The sequence below is a fragment of the Halomonas sp. BL6 genome, assembly GCF_006228115.1.
GTDB lineage: Bacteria > Pseudomonadota > Gammaproteobacteria > Pseudomonadales > Halomonadaceae > Vreelandella > Vreelandella piezotolerans.
Genome location: NZ_VDGL01000004.1, coordinates 224,566 through 238,820, shown reverse-complemented (window position 1 = coordinate 238,820; position 14,255 = coordinate 224,566). Strand labels below are relative to the sequence as shown.

The 14,255-nt window shown below is 60.5% G+C and carries 14 protein-coding genes and 1 riboswitch; of the genes, 8 read left to right on the top strand and 6 right to left on the bottom strand.

What is annotated here, in order from left to right; translation table 11 throughout:
* Nucleotides 1-8: 8 nt before the first annotated feature.
* The 3 genes from FHJ80_RS10595 to FHJ80_RS10585 are packed head-to-tail and all read right to left on the bottom strand — an operon-like array spanning nucleotide 9 to nucleotide 3,483.
* Nucleotides 9-1,490: an N-acetylmuramoyl-L-alanine amidase gene (locus tag FHJ80_RS10595; protein ID WP_139527126.1), complete on the bottom strand. Its 1,482-nt coding sequence runs from the start codon at nucleotides 1,488-1,490 to the stop codon at nucleotides 9-11.
* Nucleotides 1,481-1,978, bottom strand: a complete 498-nt coding sequence (tsaE, locus tag FHJ80_RS10590; RefSeq protein ID WP_139527125.1) for a tRNA (adenosine(37)-N6)-threonylcarbamoyltransferase complex ATPase subunit type 1 TsaE — start codon at nucleotides 1,976-1,978, stop codon at nucleotides 1,481-1,483. The genes FHJ80_RS10595 and tsaE overlap by 10 nt, the downstream gene beginning before the upstream one ends.
* An 11-nt stretch (nucleotides 1,979-1,989) precedes the next feature.
* Nucleotides 1,990-3,483: an NAD(P)H-hydrate dehydratase gene (locus FHJ80_RS10585; protein ID WP_139527124.1), complete on the bottom strand. Its 1,494-nt coding sequence runs from the start codon at nucleotides 3,481-3,483 to the stop codon at nucleotides 1,990-1,992.
* Nucleotides 3,484-3,612: 129 nt separating this feature from the next.
* On the opposite strand from FHJ80_RS10585, the gene queG reads away from it, so the two are divergent.
* On the top strand, nucleotides 3,613-4,737 hold the full coding sequence (queG, locus tag FHJ80_RS10580; RefSeq protein WP_139527123.1) for a tRNA epoxyqueuosine(34) reductase QueG: 1,125 nt from the start codon (nucleotides 3,613-3,615) through the stop codon (nucleotides 4,735-4,737).
* Nucleotides 4,738-4,740: 3 nt separating this feature from the next.
* Here queG and orn read toward each other — a convergent pair whose 3' ends face one another.
* Nucleotides 4,741-5,325, bottom strand: a complete 585-nt coding sequence (gene orn / locus FHJ80_RS10575) for an oligoribonuclease (RefSeq protein ID WP_139527122.1) — start codon at nucleotides 5,323-5,325, stop codon at nucleotides 4,741-4,743.
* Nucleotides 5,326-5,471: 146 nt separating this feature from the next.
* On the opposite strand from orn, the gene rsgA reads away from it, so the two are divergent.
* From rsgA to asd, 3 genes are all read left to right on the top strand, one after another.
* Nucleotides 5,472-6,494: a small ribosomal subunit biogenesis GTPase RsgA gene (gene rsgA, locus FHJ80_RS10570; protein ID WP_139527121.1), complete on the top strand. Its 1,023-nt coding sequence runs from the start codon at nucleotides 5,472-5,474 to the stop codon at nucleotides 6,492-6,494.
* Between the two features lie 74 nt (nucleotides 6,495-6,568).
* Complete coding sequence (locus FHJ80_RS10565; protein ID WP_139527120.1) at nucleotides 6,569-7,411, top strand: sulfurtransferase; 843 nt, start codon at nucleotides 6,569-6,571, stop codon at nucleotides 7,409-7,411.
* Between the two features lie 10 nt (nucleotides 7,412-7,421).
* Nucleotides 7,422-8,264, top strand: coding sequence for an archaetidylserine decarboxylase (gene asd / locus FHJ80_RS10560; RefSeq protein WP_139527119.1), 843 nt, complete (start codon nucleotides 7,422-7,424; stop codon nucleotides 8,262-8,264).
* A 23-nt stretch (nucleotides 8,265-8,287) separates the two neighbouring features.
* Here the strand turns inward: asd and epmA are convergent, their stop codons facing one another.
* Both epmA and efp read right to left on the bottom strand, forming a co-directional pair.
* Complete coding sequence (epmA, locus tag FHJ80_RS10555) at nucleotides 8,288-9,268, bottom strand: EF-P lysine aminoacylase EpmA (RefSeq protein WP_139527118.1); 981 nt, start codon at nucleotides 9,266-9,268, stop codon at nucleotides 8,288-8,290.
* Between the two features lie 99 nt (nucleotides 9,269-9,367).
* Complete coding sequence (gene efp, locus FHJ80_RS10550; RefSeq protein ID WP_139527117.1) at nucleotides 9,368-9,934, bottom strand: elongation factor P; 567 nt, start codon at nucleotides 9,932-9,934, stop codon at nucleotides 9,368-9,370.
* 116 nt (nucleotides 9,935-10,050) lie between these two features.
* On the opposite strand from efp, the gene epmB reads away from it, so the two are divergent.
* The 4 genes from epmB (at nucleotide 10,051) to FHJ80_RS10530 (ending at nucleotide 14,246) form a co-directional block, all read left to right on the top strand.
* Nucleotides 10,051-11,085 carry an EF-P beta-lysylation protein EpmB gene (epmB, locus tag FHJ80_RS10545; RefSeq protein WP_139527116.1) on the top strand — a complete coding sequence of 345 codons (1,035 nt, stop codon included), beginning with the start codon at nucleotides 10,051-10,053 and terminating at the stop codon, nucleotides 11,083-11,085.
* A gap of 211 nt (nucleotides 11,086-11,296) precedes the next feature.
* Nucleotides 11,297-11,419: riboswitch (guanidine-I (ykkC/yxkD leader) on the top strand.
* A gap of 57 nt (nucleotides 11,420-11,476) precedes the next feature.
* Nucleotides 11,477-12,553, top strand: coding sequence for a putative urea ABC transporter substrate-binding protein (locus FHJ80_RS10540; RefSeq protein WP_139527115.1), 1,077 nt, complete (start codon nucleotides 11,477-11,479; stop codon nucleotides 12,551-12,553).
* A 62-nt stretch (nucleotides 12,554-12,615) separates the two neighbouring features.
* Nucleotides 12,616-13,443 (top strand): ABC transporter permease, encoded by an 828-nt coding sequence (locus FHJ80_RS10535; RefSeq protein WP_139527114.1) that lies wholly within the window; start codon nucleotides 12,616-12,618, stop codon nucleotides 13,441-13,443.
* Nucleotides 13,440-14,246, top strand: a complete 807-nt coding sequence (locus FHJ80_RS10530; protein ID WP_139527113.1) for an ABC transporter ATP-binding protein — start codon at nucleotides 13,440-13,442, stop codon at nucleotides 14,244-14,246. The genes FHJ80_RS10535 and FHJ80_RS10530 overlap by 4 nt, the downstream gene beginning before the upstream one ends.
* Nucleotides 14,247-14,255 lie beyond the last annotated feature (9 nt).

Genomic DNA, 14,255 nt, shown 5'->3' with positions numbered 1-14,255 from the left:
CATGCGTGTCACGAACTGGGGATACGTAGCACCTGCCCCACACGAATGATGTCGCCATTCAAATCGTTGGCCTGTTTCAGCTGGTTCACCGGGACACCGTGGCGAACGGCAATCGAGGAGAGCGTGTCGCCTGATTGGATGCGATATTCGTCGCCCGTGGGGCTGCGCTGATGATCCCGCTGCCACGCCAGCAGGCTGGCTGGCGGTGGATTACGCTGAAAATGGTCGCGCAGGCCGCTGAAAATGGCCGTCGAAAGCCCCTGTTGGTGCACTGGGTCGCGCAGGCGACGCTCTTCGTCGGGATTCGATATAAAGCCCACCTCAATCAGCAGCGACGGAATATCCGGTGATTTCAGCACCATGAAGCCCGCCTGCTCGACCCGGGATTTATGCAGCCGGTTGACTCGCCCAAGCTGTTCGAGTACCTGCCCACCAATCGACAGCGAGTCGTTGAGCGTCGCGGTCATGGTAAGGTCCAGCAGTACCCCGCGCAGCACTTGGTCTTTGTCACGCAGCGACAAACTGCCATCGACACCGCCGATCAGATCCGAGCGATTTTCACTATCGGCTAGCCACTGTGCCGTTTCTGATGTCGCCCCACGCTGTGACAGCGCATACACAGAGCTACCCTGAGGGCGGGGGCTAGTGAAGGCATCGGCGTGAATCGAGACGAAGAAATCGGCTTTCTGCTCACGGGCCAGTTGTGTGCGCTGGCGTAAACCGAGGTAGTAGTCGCCATCGCGAATCAGCACGGCTTTGAACCCCTGCGTGCGATTGACGTCGGAGGCGAGCCGACGGGCAATTTCCAGCACGACATCTTTTTCACGGGTGCCCGCCGGGCCAATGGCACCCGGGTCCTCGCCACCGTGCCCGGCGTCGATGGCAATGATAATGTCCCGCTGTGGGTGCGGCTGAGCGGGCTGCACTTCTACCGGCGGCTGATCTGGCGCTGGAGATGGCACGTCGGCCTCTACGCCGGGTAGCCGCGCCTGGGCCGAGCGCTGTGCCATCATCTCCTGGTCACGAATCATCGCTTCGATGGGATCGATGGGATTTTCCACTGCACTCTCGCCGGGATACTCCAGATCGACCACCAGACGATGCCCATACTGGTCGTTAGGCGGAAGCGTAAAATGACGAGGCTCGATAGCACGGTTAAGCTCGAGCACCACCCTCAAGCCGCCCTCGTCTCGCACCCCCGTGCGAACGGCTGAAATGGCGCTGCCTTCCAATGGCAGCGTGGAGGCATCGGTATTGAGCTGACTGTCGTCTAGATCGATCACCAGACGTGACGGATTATCCAACGAAAATACGTTGGCTTGCGTGGCCCCCGTGAGATCGAACACCAAACGCGCGTGATCGGGTGCCGCCCAAAGCCGCATACTCTCGACGTTGGCCGCCTGCGCGGTGGTCGCACTGGCGGTCAATAAGAACGCACATCCTACTGCGCAGCGGATGAATAGCCGAACGAGGGGTCGTTTCATATCCATTGAATCCCACCACTCTCCCGCGAATTATCGATGATCCTTGCCTCCAACGGCGCTAAGACACGCTGGCCAAAGGCGGTTTCGGCCGTCAAACGCGCCGTTCGACCCTGCGCCGCTACGCAGAGCTGAATGCGCACATCGGGTGCGGGTAACCAACCCTCGCCTCTGCTGGGCCATTCGATCAGACAGAGAGCATCATCGGCGAGAACGTCTCGTCCGCCCATGAATTCAAGCTCTTCTGGGTCTGCCAAACGATACAAATCCAGGTGGTAAATGCGTTGATCGCAAAGCTCGTAGGGCTCCACCAAAGTATAGGTTGGGCTCTTAACGGCTCCATGATAGCCGTATGCTCTCAAAATGCCGCGCGTCAGGGTGGTTTTACCTGCCCCTAAATCGCCTTCCAAATAAACGCGCCCGCGACCGCTTAGCGCTCGACCCAGCGCCTCACCAAAGGCAACGTGGGCCACTTCATCGTTCAATTGCACCTGCATGTTGGCCGCCTTCACGGGTTAATGAGCACTCGTGCATAGGATGCCAGATCACTGGCTAACAGGCCACGCTCTCCGGCGGCTTTGGCCGCCTCGTCGCCTGCCAGAGCATGCAGCATCGTACCCAGCCAAGCGCTCTGCTCCAAGCCGCCCAGTTGAGCCATCAAGGCGCCCAACATGCCGCTCAGCACATCGCCCATACCGCCGCTCGCCATGCCGGGATTCCCGTAAGGGCAGACGACCAGTCCGCTGGGACCCGCCACCAGGCTGCCAGCCCCTTTCAGAATCACGACGCCCCCACGGGTGCGCTGCAACGCCCGGGCGGCCGCCGGACGATCCGCCTGGACATCGGCCACACTGCAGCCCAGCAGTCTGGCCGCTTCGCCAGGGTGAGGCGTCAATACCCAGTCGTCCCGACGAAGCGTTGGCCAGCGGCTGGCCAGCAGGTTGAGCGCATCGGCATCGATGACGAGCGGTGTCGATGCCTGTAGCGCACTTTGCAGCACTGCCTGGCCCCAGGCCTCTTGCCCCATCCCTGGCCCAACCACCACGACATCCGCATTGGCGGGCAACTCGGCCACGTCGGCCCCGCTACGCACTGCACGCGCCATGACTTCTGGGCAGCGCACGAGGCTGGCAGTCAGGTGTTCGTGTGCGGTAGCGAGCGTCACCTTACCTGCTCCTAAGCGCGCTGCCGCCTGAGAGGCTAGCAGCGCCGCACCACCAAACCCCGGCGCGCCGCCCATCACCAGTACGTGCCCTAGGCTCCCCTTATGGCTGGTGCGCGAACGAGGTGGCAATGCCTCGCTGAGCATTGCCTCATCCAACCGCCAAGCGGTCGGCGGAATATCGAAAAACGCCTGCGCTTTGACGCCCAGGGGGCGAAAATCGATGTCACCGGCGTAGGCAGGCGCCTCGCCAGTATGTAGGCCGATTTTGTCGCCAATGAACGTTACCGTGCAGGTGGCCTCGACCGCCGTACCCAGCATCGCGCCGGTATCGGCCGACACTCCCGAAGGGATATCCAGCGCCAGCACGGGCTGAGACGCGGTGTTAATGGCCGTAATGGCCTGCTTGACGCTGCCTTCGACCTCACCGGTCAATCCCGTACCCAGCAGCGCATCGACGATGACCTCGCCAGACAGCGTCGTGCTTGGCTGCCACTCTTCGAAGCTGACGCCTGCAGCCGTGGCCAGCTCGGCGGCGCGCGCCACGTCACCAGAAAGCGTATCTAGCGGCTTCAGAGAAAGACGCTGTACTTTGAGGCCCGACTGCATGGCCAGCGCTGCCAGCACGTGACCGTCACCGCCGTTGTGACCGCCGCCACACAGCACGGTCACGCTGCGCGCCTGGGGCCAGCGCGAGCGAAAACTGTGCCAAGCGCTGGAGGCCGCTCGCTGCATCAAGGCAAAGCTGTCGATCCCCCCGGCAATGGTACGCCTATCCAACTCACGGACCTGTGATGCGGTGTAGAGAGGACGAAGTGAAGAGGTGTTCAACGTAGACACAATGACTCCTTGTAAAGGCCCTAAATCAACGCTCATGCGCATACCTTACCCGCCTCGTCATACGCGGCATGTCGTGCCAGCGGCTAATGCGTTAGCATAGCGCGCTTAACGCATCACCGTTGACTGACCATGCCAAGTTCCATCACATTTCCACCCTCCAGCGACGCTCTGACCCATGACCACCTGCATCGGCTGGCCGAGCAGATCAAGCAGTGGGGACGCGAGTTGGGCTTTCAACAGGTCGGCATCGCCGACACGGACCTAGCGGCCCACGAGGCGCACTTGAACCGCTGGCTGGAGAGTGGCTATCACGGCGAGATGGCTTTCATGGCCAAGCACGGCACCAAGCGCACGCGCCCCGAGGAGCTGGAACCCGGCACACAGCGAGTGATCAGCGTGCGCATGGACTATTTGCCCGCCGAAGTAGAGAGTGCCAAAGTATTGGGGCAGCCGCACCGCGCCTACGTATCTCGCTATGCATTGGGGCGTGATTATCACAAATTGATGCGAAAACGTTTGGCGCAGCTAGCCAAGCAAATCGAGCGGGAGGTAGGGAAATTCGGCTTCCGCGCCTTCGTGGACTCGGCGCCGGTGATGGAGCGCGCGCTTGCCCAGAAGGCGGGCTTGGGGTGGTTCGGCAAAAACGCTATGCTACTGAACCCCAAAGCAGGCTCGCTGTTTTTTCTTGGCGAGCTGTATACCGACCTCCCCCTGCCCGTCGATGCGCCCTTCGAGCAGGAGCACTGCGGTAGCTGTAGCGCCTGCCGCACTGCCTGCCCCACCGGGGCCATCGTGGACGATAAGGTCGTCGATTCGCGCAAGTGCATCTCATATCTCACCATCGAGCTACCCGGCGCCATACCCGAAGAGTATCGGCGCGCCATGGGCAATCGCGTGTATGGCTGCGACGATTGCCAGCTCGTTTGCCCGTTCACACGCTTCACGAAAATCACCCAAGAAGCAGACTTCACGCCACGCCACGATCTCGATCGCGCCTCGCTCATTGCGCTGTTCAGTTGGGGCGAAGAGGAGTTTCTCTACAAGACCGCCGGTAGCCCCATTCGCCGCATCGGTTACGAGCGCTGGCTGCGCAATCTCGCCGTTGGCCTGGGCAACGCCCCGTGGAGCGATGCCGTCGAGGCCGCGCTATGGGCCAGACGGGCCTACCCAAGCGACCTAGTGCGTGAACATGTTGCCTGGGCACTCGCGGAGCAGCGCCGCAAGCGAGATGCGCGTATCGCCACGCGCGCCTGAACGCTACTCCTCTTCGTCTCTGCCATCTTCCACGCGTAAAAACGTGCGACGATAGTGGGCCAGTTCCGCGATCGACTCCTTGATGTCGTCCATGGCCAAGTGGGCGTTTTGCTTCTTGAAGCCCGCCAGCGCACCAGGGTTCCAGCGCTTGGCCAGCTCTTTGACGGTCGAGACATCCAGGTTGCGGTAGTGGAAAAACGCCCAAAGTTCGGGCATTTCCCGCTCCAAAAAGCGGCGGTCCTGGTGAATACTGTTGCCGCACATCGGCGAAGAGCCTGCAACGACGTACTGGCGTAAGAAATCGAGTGTCTGACGCTCTGCTTCTTGCGTCTCGACGGTGCTCGCTTTCACGCGCGCCACCAATCCAGACTCACCGTGAGTTTTCTGGTTCCAATCGTCCATATTGGCCAGCAAGCGATCGGGCTGCTTGACGGCGATCACCGGCCCTTCTGCCACGACATTCAAACGAGCATCGGTGATCAGTGTCGCCACCTCGATAATACGCTCTTTATCCGGTTCCAGACCGGTCATTTCCAAATCGATCCACACCAACAGGTCACTACGCGGTGCGCCGTTTTGCTCGCTCATTACATTCATTCCTTGGTCAGAGTCGCCCTTGTTTCGGCGCAGTGAACAAAAGTGTCGCTTATCTTGCGCCAACCCGCACCCCATACAGGACAGTGGGCCGCCTAGATGGGTACAATGCCGTCTATTGTAACGATCATCGGGTGGTCATGAGCAAACGTAAATTAAGCCGTCAGCAGCAGTGGCGCGTCGAGAAAATCCAAGCCGAACGCGCCCAGCGTGCCGAAAAACGTGATGCCAAGGACGCCGAAAAGCTCTCCGCGGGCGAATATGGCCCCGAACAGCCGGGCCGCGTCATGGCCCATTTTGGCCGCACGCTGGAAGTTCGTGACGCCGACGGGACGCCCATACGCTGCCACCTGCGCGCCAACCTCGAGGGTTTGGTGACCGGTGACCGAGTCATCTGGCGGGCAGGCCAGGACGGCTCGGGGGTGGTCGTTGCCCGCGAAGAGCGCGACAGCATCTTAAAGCGTCCCGACCCCCGCGGTCAGCTCAAGCCGGTCGCGGCCAACATCGACCAGCTGCTGATCGTGTTTGCCGTGGAGCCCGCGCCCCACCCCAACCTGATCGACCGTTATCTGGTCGCTGCCGAAGCGACGGGAATCGCGCCGGTACTGGTACTCAACAAAACGGATCTGCTGCCCGACGATGGCGGCGAACTAGGTAAGCTCTTGGAGCGTTATCGTGCGCTGGGCTATCCCGTCATACGCACGACAACGGCCAATCCCCACGGTTTGGATGCGCTGCGCCAGCAGTTAGAGGGGCGCACATCGGTCTTCGTCGGCCAAAGCGGGGTGGGCAAGTCTTCATTGATCGACCTGCTCTTGCCCGATGAAACCCTACGCATTGGCGCGCTGTCGGAAGATTCACGCAAAGGGACCCACACGACCACCACGGCAAGGCTCTACGCCATGCGCCGCGACGAGGTCAGCAATGGCGAGCTGATCGACTCACCAGGGATTCGGGAATTTGGTCTGATCCATCTGGACGAGCAGGACGTAACCGAGGGCTTCATCGAGTTTCATCCCTATTTGGGCCTGTGCCGTTTTCGCGACTGCCGCCACCGCAATGAGCCAGGCTGTGCTTTACTAGAGGCCGTCGAGGCAGGCAAGATTCATCCAGAGCGCTTTGCCAGCTACCGACGCATACTCGATAGCTTGAACCCGAAGTAACGAATTCTCCATGATGGGGTGGCATCGCGACACCCTGTCGTGTTCGTTTTACCATCCAGGACAGGGAACCGGACATGAGCACTGCCAGCCACTCATCAGAGCACAACCTACTCCCGCTCATCGTCGAGCCGGAGCAGCTACACGCGCACCTGCAGGCGCCCCAACTGCTCATCATCGACGTGCCCGTCAACGGCGACAGCTACCGCCAAGGCCACGTTCCTGGCGCCGTCTATCTCGATTTCCGCTACCTGATGCGCGGGGAAGGTCCAGTCCCCAATGACGTGCCATCGGTCGCATTTCTCTCTAGGCTGTTTAGCGCGCTGGGATTGACCCGCGACACCCATGTGGTGGCCTACGATGACGAAGGCGGCGGCTGGGCGGCACGGCTGCTCTGGACACTGGAGCTGATTGGCCACACCCGCTACTCCTACCTGAACGGCGGTATTCACGCCTGGCGTGACGCAGGGCTGGAAGAGAGCACCGAGCTGACCGCCCCGACACCCAGCGACTACCACGCCGAGATTCTCAACCCCAACGTCGCCATCAACTGCGACGAGATCAAAGAGAAGCTCGGCGACAAGCGGTTTGCCATCTGGGACGCCCGCTCCAAGGCGGAGTACGACGGCGAACGCGGTAATAACAAACACTTAGGACACATTCCTGGTGCAGTGAACATGGATTGGCTGGACGCCATGGATCGCAGCCGCGCGCTGAGAATCCGCGACTACGCCGAGCTGATGACCGAACTCAATGCGCTTGGACTCACTCCCGACATGGAAATTGCCACTCACTGCCAAAGCCATCACCGCAGCAGCTTTACTTGGCTAGTCGGCAAGGCGCTTGGCTTCAACATGCGCGGCTATGCGGGATCTTGGGGCGAGTGGGGCAATCGCGACGACACACCTATCGAGAAATGAAGACATTACTGTGACTCTTTCCCAAAAAGCCTTTTCACTGCTGCAGTACCCGCTGCCTCAGCACGCCCTATCACGCCTAACGGGTAAGTTTGGCCAGTGCGATCACCCTTGGGTAAAAAACACTCTGATCAATGCGTTCATCAAGCGCTTCAACGTGGATATGAGCCAGGCACTCGAGCCAGACCCGACCGCCTACTCCACGTTCAACGACTTCTTCACCCGGGCGCTAAGAGCCGATGCGCGCCCACTGGGTGACGGTGTGCTGAGCCCTGCTGACGGCACGCTCTCTCAGTTTGGCCGTCTCACCACGGCGGGCATGCTAGTGCAGGCCAAGGGGCACATGTTTTCCGCTCAAACGTTGCTGGGCGGCGACAAAAGGTTGGCCGATGAGTTTTTGAACGGCAGCTTTGCGACGGTCTATCTCTCGCCAAGCGATTATCACCGCGTGCACATGCCGGTAACCGGCACGCTCCGGGAAATGATCTACGTGCCTGGGCGTCTCTTCTCGGTCAATCAAGCTACCGCTAACCATGTGCCCGGCTTGTTCGCCCGTAATGAACGCTTAGTCTGTATCTTCGATACCGAACACGGCCCGATGGCCATGGTGCTGGTGGGCGCCATGATCGTGGCGGCCATCGAGACGGTTTGGTCTGGTCAGGTCACGCCGCTGTCGGGCCACCCGCAGCGTATGCGCTTCGGGCAGCCCATCGTGCTGGAAAAAGGCGCAGAGATGGGCCGCTTCAAGCTGGGTTCCACCGTGGTCATGTGCTTTGCCAACCCCATTATGTTCGGCAACCATGCGCTAGGGACGAAAATCCAGATGGGCCAGTCCCTAGCGACAGCCACGCCTTAATGCAAGACGGCCAACGCTATTGGTCAGCAGTTGGCCGTCGAAAACGCCAAGACCTCTTCCAGACGTGCTTTGCCCAGCGCCAGCTGAATCAAACGATCCAGCCCTAGCGCTACGCCGGAAGAGGCGGGCAGCCCCTGCTCTAGCGCTGCCAGCAAATGAGCATCGACCTCCACTTCCGTCAGCCCTAACCGGCGGCGCTCGGCATTATCCGCATCGAAACGCTGGCGCTGCTCTTCAGCATCGGTCAGCTCATCGTAGCCGTTGGCCAGCTCGATGCCGTTCATGTATAGCTCGAAGCGCGACGCCACCCACTCACCGTCGGCATCCTGGTGGCGTCGCGCCAGCGCCGCTTGGCTCGCCGGGTAGTCGACGACCACGCTCAGTTCCTGCTGCCCAAGCGTGGGCTCGATGACCATGCCCATCAATAGATCCAGACACGTATCGCGCCCCTCTTCGGCTAGCGCTTGGGCCGACATATTGCCCCGCTGCGCCGCTAGCGTTCGCAGCGTTTCCAGCGACGTGGTGAACGGGTCGACTTCCAAGTGACGATGGAAAAGTTCACGATAACGGTAGTGCACCACCGGGCCCGGTGAATGCGGCAGTGCGTGCGCCACCAACGCCGTCGTTTCCTCGATCAGCTGTGCGAGTGTGAATCCAGGGCGATACCACTCCAGCATGGTGAATTCGATATTGTGTCGTGCCCCCACTTCACCATCACGAAAGCTTTTGGCCAGTTGAAAGATGGGGCCGCTGTCGGCTGCCAGCAGCCGCTTCATATGAAACTCGGGCGAGGTTTGCAGCCATAGTTTGCGCTGACCTTTATCCGTGCGGGCAAGCGTCGCTAGCGACACCAAATGCACATCGGTACTCCCCCCCTGGCCGAGCACTGGCGTCTCCACTTCCCATATGTCCCGCGCGGCAAAAAAGGCGCGCACCGTAGCGATCAAGCGAGCGCGCTCGCGCAAGGTGTCCACCGTTGCCGTTGGCTGCCAGTTCAGTGTCATTCCCTTCTCCCTAACAGCATAAAGCCACGCAATAGTATCGCGTGGCTTTATCAATGAAATGCTCGAGCGACTACGTCTGCCGCTTTGGTTATCGCGCGATCAAGCGCGCGATACGTACTCACCAGAACGGGTGTCGATTTTCAGGACTTCCCCCTGGTTAATGAACAGCGGAACGCGAACCACGGCACCTGACGATAGTGTGGCTGGCTTCGAGCCGCCCTGGGCCGTATCGCCCTTCAAGCCGGGATCGGTTTCGACCACTTCCAGCTCGATAAAGTTGGGCGGCGTGACCGAGATCGCCTTGTCGTTCCAAAGGGTCAGCGTATACGGCACCTGCTCTTTGAGCCATTTCTCGGTGTCGCCGAGCGCTTTTTTCTCGACGGCATACTGCTCGAAAGAGCCGTCGGTCTTCATGAAGTGCCACATATCACCGTCGGTGTAGAGGTACTCCATTTCCAGGTCCATGACGTCGGCACCTTCCAGCGAGTCGCCAGACTTGAACGTACGCTCACCGACACGACCCGTCATCAAGTTGCGCAGCTTGACGCGGTTGAACGCTTGGCCTTTACCCGGCTTGACCAGCTCGTTCTCGACGATCGAGCAAGGGTCGCCGTCGAGCATTACTTTCAGACCGGCCTTGAATTCGTTGGTAGAATAGTTCGCCATAATGTTTCTCAATCATCCATTTCAGTTATTGGCTTCGACAGGTGATGCGCGATGCCATACGTTGCCTATGGCGTCGCTCAATAAGTGCGCGCATGATAACCCGAAGGAGGGCTTTTTTGCAGGAGAACATCATTATTGCCGCGTCTGAAGCGCAAAGCCATCGTGACGCACGGGTGCCTTCCACTTGGCAGCAGCAGCTTACTCACGCCATTCGCGACCCACAAATACTGTGTGAACGGCTGGGTTTGAGCCGTGACTGGCTAGCGGGCGCTCGAATAGGGCATGACCTTTTCGACGTGTGCGTGCCGGAAGCGTACCTCACACGAATCGCCCATGCCGACATCAACGACCCCTTGTTGCGCCAAGTGATGCCGCTAAGCGAAGAGGCACAGACGCCTCACGGCTACGTCGTCGATCCTCTGGAAGAGGCCGACCATCGGCCAGCGAAAGGGTTGATCCATAAGTATGCGGGCCGGGTGCTGCTGATCGCCAGCCCTAACTGTGCGATCAACTGTCGTTACTGCTTTCGCCGCCATTTTCCCTACAGCGATAACTCCCCCTCAAGAGCGCAGTGGCAGGAAGCACTCGACTACCTACGTAGCGACACGACCCTACACGAGGCAATTTTGTCGGGTGGTGACCCGTTGGCGGCCAATGACCGCCAACTGGCCTGGCTGGTCGAGCAGTTAGAAAGCATTGCTCACCTCAAGCGACTGCGCATTCATACCCGTCTACCGGTGGTGATTCCTGACCGAGTAGATGACGCTTTACTCGGCTGGCTCACGTCGACACGCCTGCAAACGGTCGTGGTATTGCATATCAACCACGCCAACGAGATCGATCAGGCGGTCGTCGATGCCTGCGCGCGACTCAAACGAGCGGGCGCAACGCTCCTCAACCAGAGCGTGCTGCTGCGCGGCATCAACGATGACGTCGCCACCTTGGCAGCGCTGTCGGAGCGGCTGTTCGAGGCAGCCATTCTGCCCTACTACCTGCATGTACTCGATCCTGTACAGGGCGCTGCCCATTTCGATGTGCCCGACGACGAAGCCCGCGACTTGGTGGCTGCGCTGCGCGATCATTTGCCCGGTTTTTTGATGCCGCGCCTGGTGCGGGAGATCCCCGGAAAAGGGAGTAAAACACCGCTATGAGGCTAACTAAGCGATGCATATGAGTGCATTCACTGCCTTTTTGCACCGTCAAGAGGCATGAAACAAACGAGGCGCGCCGCCTCTTTTGGCAACGAAAGCGCTTTAACACCATGAAATATAAAGAGTTAACGATGATCGGCAGCGATCTTGCTCAGTTTCTAAGCGTAACAAGCGGGGTATCGGCGGCTAGCGCTGCCCAACAATCGAGTTTCCAATAGATCGCTAGGGTTCCGACGCCATCAATGATAGGCCCCTGATGGACGTGGCTGGTCCGAGAGCAATCGACCTAATGCCTTGACGTTAGGTTACACGGCGGGACAAAAGCCCGGGAGGATAAGGTGCAGTGATGCGCCGATGCCCCCGAGTTTTCTCTTAGCCGCTGGAGGCTGACATGACCCGTGCCATCCGTATCTCCACCAAACGTTTCTCGCTCGCTCCCCTCTCTGCCGCACTGCTAGCGTCGACCCTAGCGATCACCCCTGCCCAGGCCCAAGAACGCGACGATTTCAGCGTCTGCTGGTCGATTTACGCGGGCTGGATGCCCTGGGCCTACGCCGATGTCGAAGGCATCGTCGATAAGTGGGCCGACGAGTACGGCATCAGCATCGACGTGGTGCAGGTCAACGACTACGTCGAGTCCATCAACCAGTTCACCTCCGGCAACGTCGACGGCTGCGCCATGACCAACATGGATGCCCTGACGATTCCTGCCGCCAGCGGCGTCGACTCTACCGCACTGATCATCAACGACTACTCCAACGGTAACGACGGCATCGTGCTCAAAGGCAGCGATGATCTTGCCGACATTGCAGGCCGTCGCGTTAATCTCGTTCAGTTTAGTGTCTCCCACTACTTCCTGGCACGCGCCCTCGAGAGCGTTGGCTTGACCGAACGTGACATCGAAACCGTCAACACCTCCGATGCAGACATCGTCGGTCTCTTCTCCAGCGACACCACCGAAGCAGTGGTCGCCTGGAACCCCCAGCTAGGCGCCATCACGGACATGCCCGACAGCAACGTGGTGTATACCTCCGCGGAGATCCCCGGCGAAATTCTCGACATGATGGTGGTCAATACCCAAACCCTGGCGGACAACCCTGCGCTCGGCCACGCCTTGGTCGGCGCTTGGTATGAAGTCATGGATCTGGTCGCCGCCGACGACGAGCAGGCGCTGACGATCATGGCCGATGCTGCGGGCACCGACCTGGAGGGCTACAAGCGTCAGTTGGACGCCACCTATCTCTATACCGACCCAGCAGAAGCCATCGCCTTGATGGAGAGCCCCGAGTTGCTCGACACCATGGGGCGGGTCGCCGAGTTCAGCTTCCAGCACGGACTGCTGGGCGACATGGCGCCTAATGCCGACGTCGTCGGTATCGAAACGCCCAGCGGCGTGTTCGGCGACGAGAGCAACGTGCAGCTGCGTTTCGACCCTAGCTTTACCCAAGCGTACCTCGACGCCCAGTAACTCGCGCCATGGGAGTGGCCATGGGCCGCTCCCTCTGCTTCTCCTCTCGATGGACACTCGCCATGAAGCGACTCATTAATCTAGCCCCTTCGCGGGGGAGCCGATGGCTGCTCGGTCTGCTGCCCTTCGTCGTGTTGGCCATGCTCTACCTGAGCCTCTCCAATGCCCGGCTGGCCGAGAACCCCAACGACCGGCTGCTGCCGACACCGGCTACCATGGCAAGCTCGTTTTACCATTTGGCCACCGCCGAGAACGTGCGGACGGGGCAAATCGTGCTCTGGACCGATACCTTCGCCAGCCTAGAGCGCATTCTCATCGGCGTGGCGATCAGCGCCTTCATCGGTCTGGTCGTGGGCATTTTGAACGGCGGCCTTCCCCTCCTCCGCGCCAAGCTCTCACCGCTGGTCACCGTGGCGTCGCTCATTCCGCCCATGGCGATACTGCCCATCCTGTTCATCGCCTTTGGCACCGGCGAGGCCGCCAAGATCGCGCTGATCGTCATCGGGGTCACGCCGTTTCTGATTCGCGACCTCCAGGGCCACGCCTTGCGGCTGCCCGACGAGCAGTTGATCAAAGCGCAAACCCTGGGGGCCAGCTCCTGGCAGGTGCTGCTCCGGGTGCTGCTGCCCCAGCTTACCCCACGCCTGCTCAATGCCACGCGCCTGGCGCTGGGCAGCGCCTGGCTGTTTTTGATCGCCGCCGAGGCGATTGCCGCCCAAGAGGGGCTTGGCTATCGCATCTTCCTGGTGCGCCGCTACCTGTCGATGGACGTCATTCTGCCCTACGTGGCGTGGATCACGCTGCTGGCGTTTCTGCTCGACCAACTGCTCGCCTGGACGTCGCGCCTCGCCTTTCCCTGGTACCACGCTGGCGAAGGAGACAAGTCATGAGCCTGCTGTCCGCCAAACGCTTGGAAAAGCACTACGGCCACCACATCGTGCTGGAGAATCTGAACTTCAGCGTCGAGCAAGGGGAGTTCGTCACGCTGGTGGGCGCCTCAGGCTGCGGTAAAACGACGTTTTTGAAAATGTTGCTGGGCACCGAAGCCATTTCCAAAGGCACCCTGCTGCTGGATGGCCAGCCCATTCCCAACGAGCCCGGCCCCGACCGCGGCGTGGTCTTTCAAAAGTATTCGGTCTTCCCCCACCTGACGGTGCTGGGCAACGTGATGATGGCCGATGAGCTGCACAGCGCCAAACTGCTCGGCAAGACCTTTGGCGCTACCCGGCGTCGCGCCATCGAGAACGCCAACGCGCGCATCGACGAAGTGGGCCTGGGCCATGCGCTGCACAAGTACCCCCATGAGCTTTCCGGTGGCATGCAGCAACGCCTCGCCATCGCCCAAGCGCTGATGATGCGCCCGCGCATCCTGCTGCTGGACGAACCCTTTGGCGCCCTCGACCCAGGGATTCGTCAGGACATGCACGCCTTGATCACGCGCCTTTGGCAGGAGCAGCAGCTCACCATCTTCATGATTACCCACGACCTAAAAGAGGCCTTCGCGCTGGGCACGCGGCTCTGGGTGTTCGATAAAACCCGCCACGACCCGCAAGCCCCCAACGCCTATGGCGCCACCATTACCTACGACCTGCCCCTGGGCCAGCACACCGACGACGCGCTGAGTGCCCAAGCGTTCAGCCAGCAGCTTGCCGAACGGGGCGGCGCGACACATACCCAGGAAACGCTGCTGTAAGGAGACGTT

Coding starts and splice junctions, on each gene's coding strand:
- tsaE (WP_139527125.1), bottom strand. CDS start 1,978: ATGCAGGTGCAATTGAACGATGAAGTGGCCCACGTTGCCTTTGGTGAG.
- efp (WP_139527117.1), bottom strand. CDS start 9,934: ATGGCGAACTATTCTACCAACGAATTCAAGGCCGGTCTGAAAGTAATG.
- FHJ80_RS10535 (WP_139527114.1), top strand. CDS start 12,616: ATGAAGCGACTCATTAATCTAGCCCCTTCGCGGGGGAGCCGATGGCTG.
- orn (WP_139527122.1), bottom strand. CDS start 5,325: ATGAGCGAGCAAAACGGCGCACCGCGTAGTGACCTGTTGGTGTGGATC.
- FHJ80_RS10595 (WP_139527126.1), bottom strand. CDS start 1,490: ATGGATATGAAACGACCCCTCGTTCGGCTATTCATCCGCTGCGCAGTA.
- FHJ80_RS10530 (WP_139527113.1), top strand. CDS start 13,440: ATGAGCCTGCTGTCCGCCAAACGCTTGGAAAAGCACTACGGCCACCAC.
- FHJ80_RS10565 (WP_139527120.1), top strand. CDS start 6,569: ATGAGCACTGCCAGCCACTCATCAGAGCACAACCTACTCCCGCTCATC.
- rsgA (WP_139527121.1), top strand. CDS start 5,472: ATGAGCAAACGTAAATTAAGCCGTCAGCAGCAGTGGCGCGTCGAGAAA.
- queG (WP_139527123.1), top strand. CDS start 3,613: ATGCCAAGTTCCATCACATTTCCACCCTCCAGCGACGCTCTGACCCAT.
- FHJ80_RS10540 (WP_139527115.1), top strand. CDS start 11,477: ATGACCCGTGCCATCCGTATCTCCACCAAACGTTTCTCGCTCGCTCCC.
- epmA (WP_139527118.1), bottom strand. CDS start 9,268: ATGACACTGAACTGGCAGCCAACGGCAACGGTGGACACCTTGCGCGAG.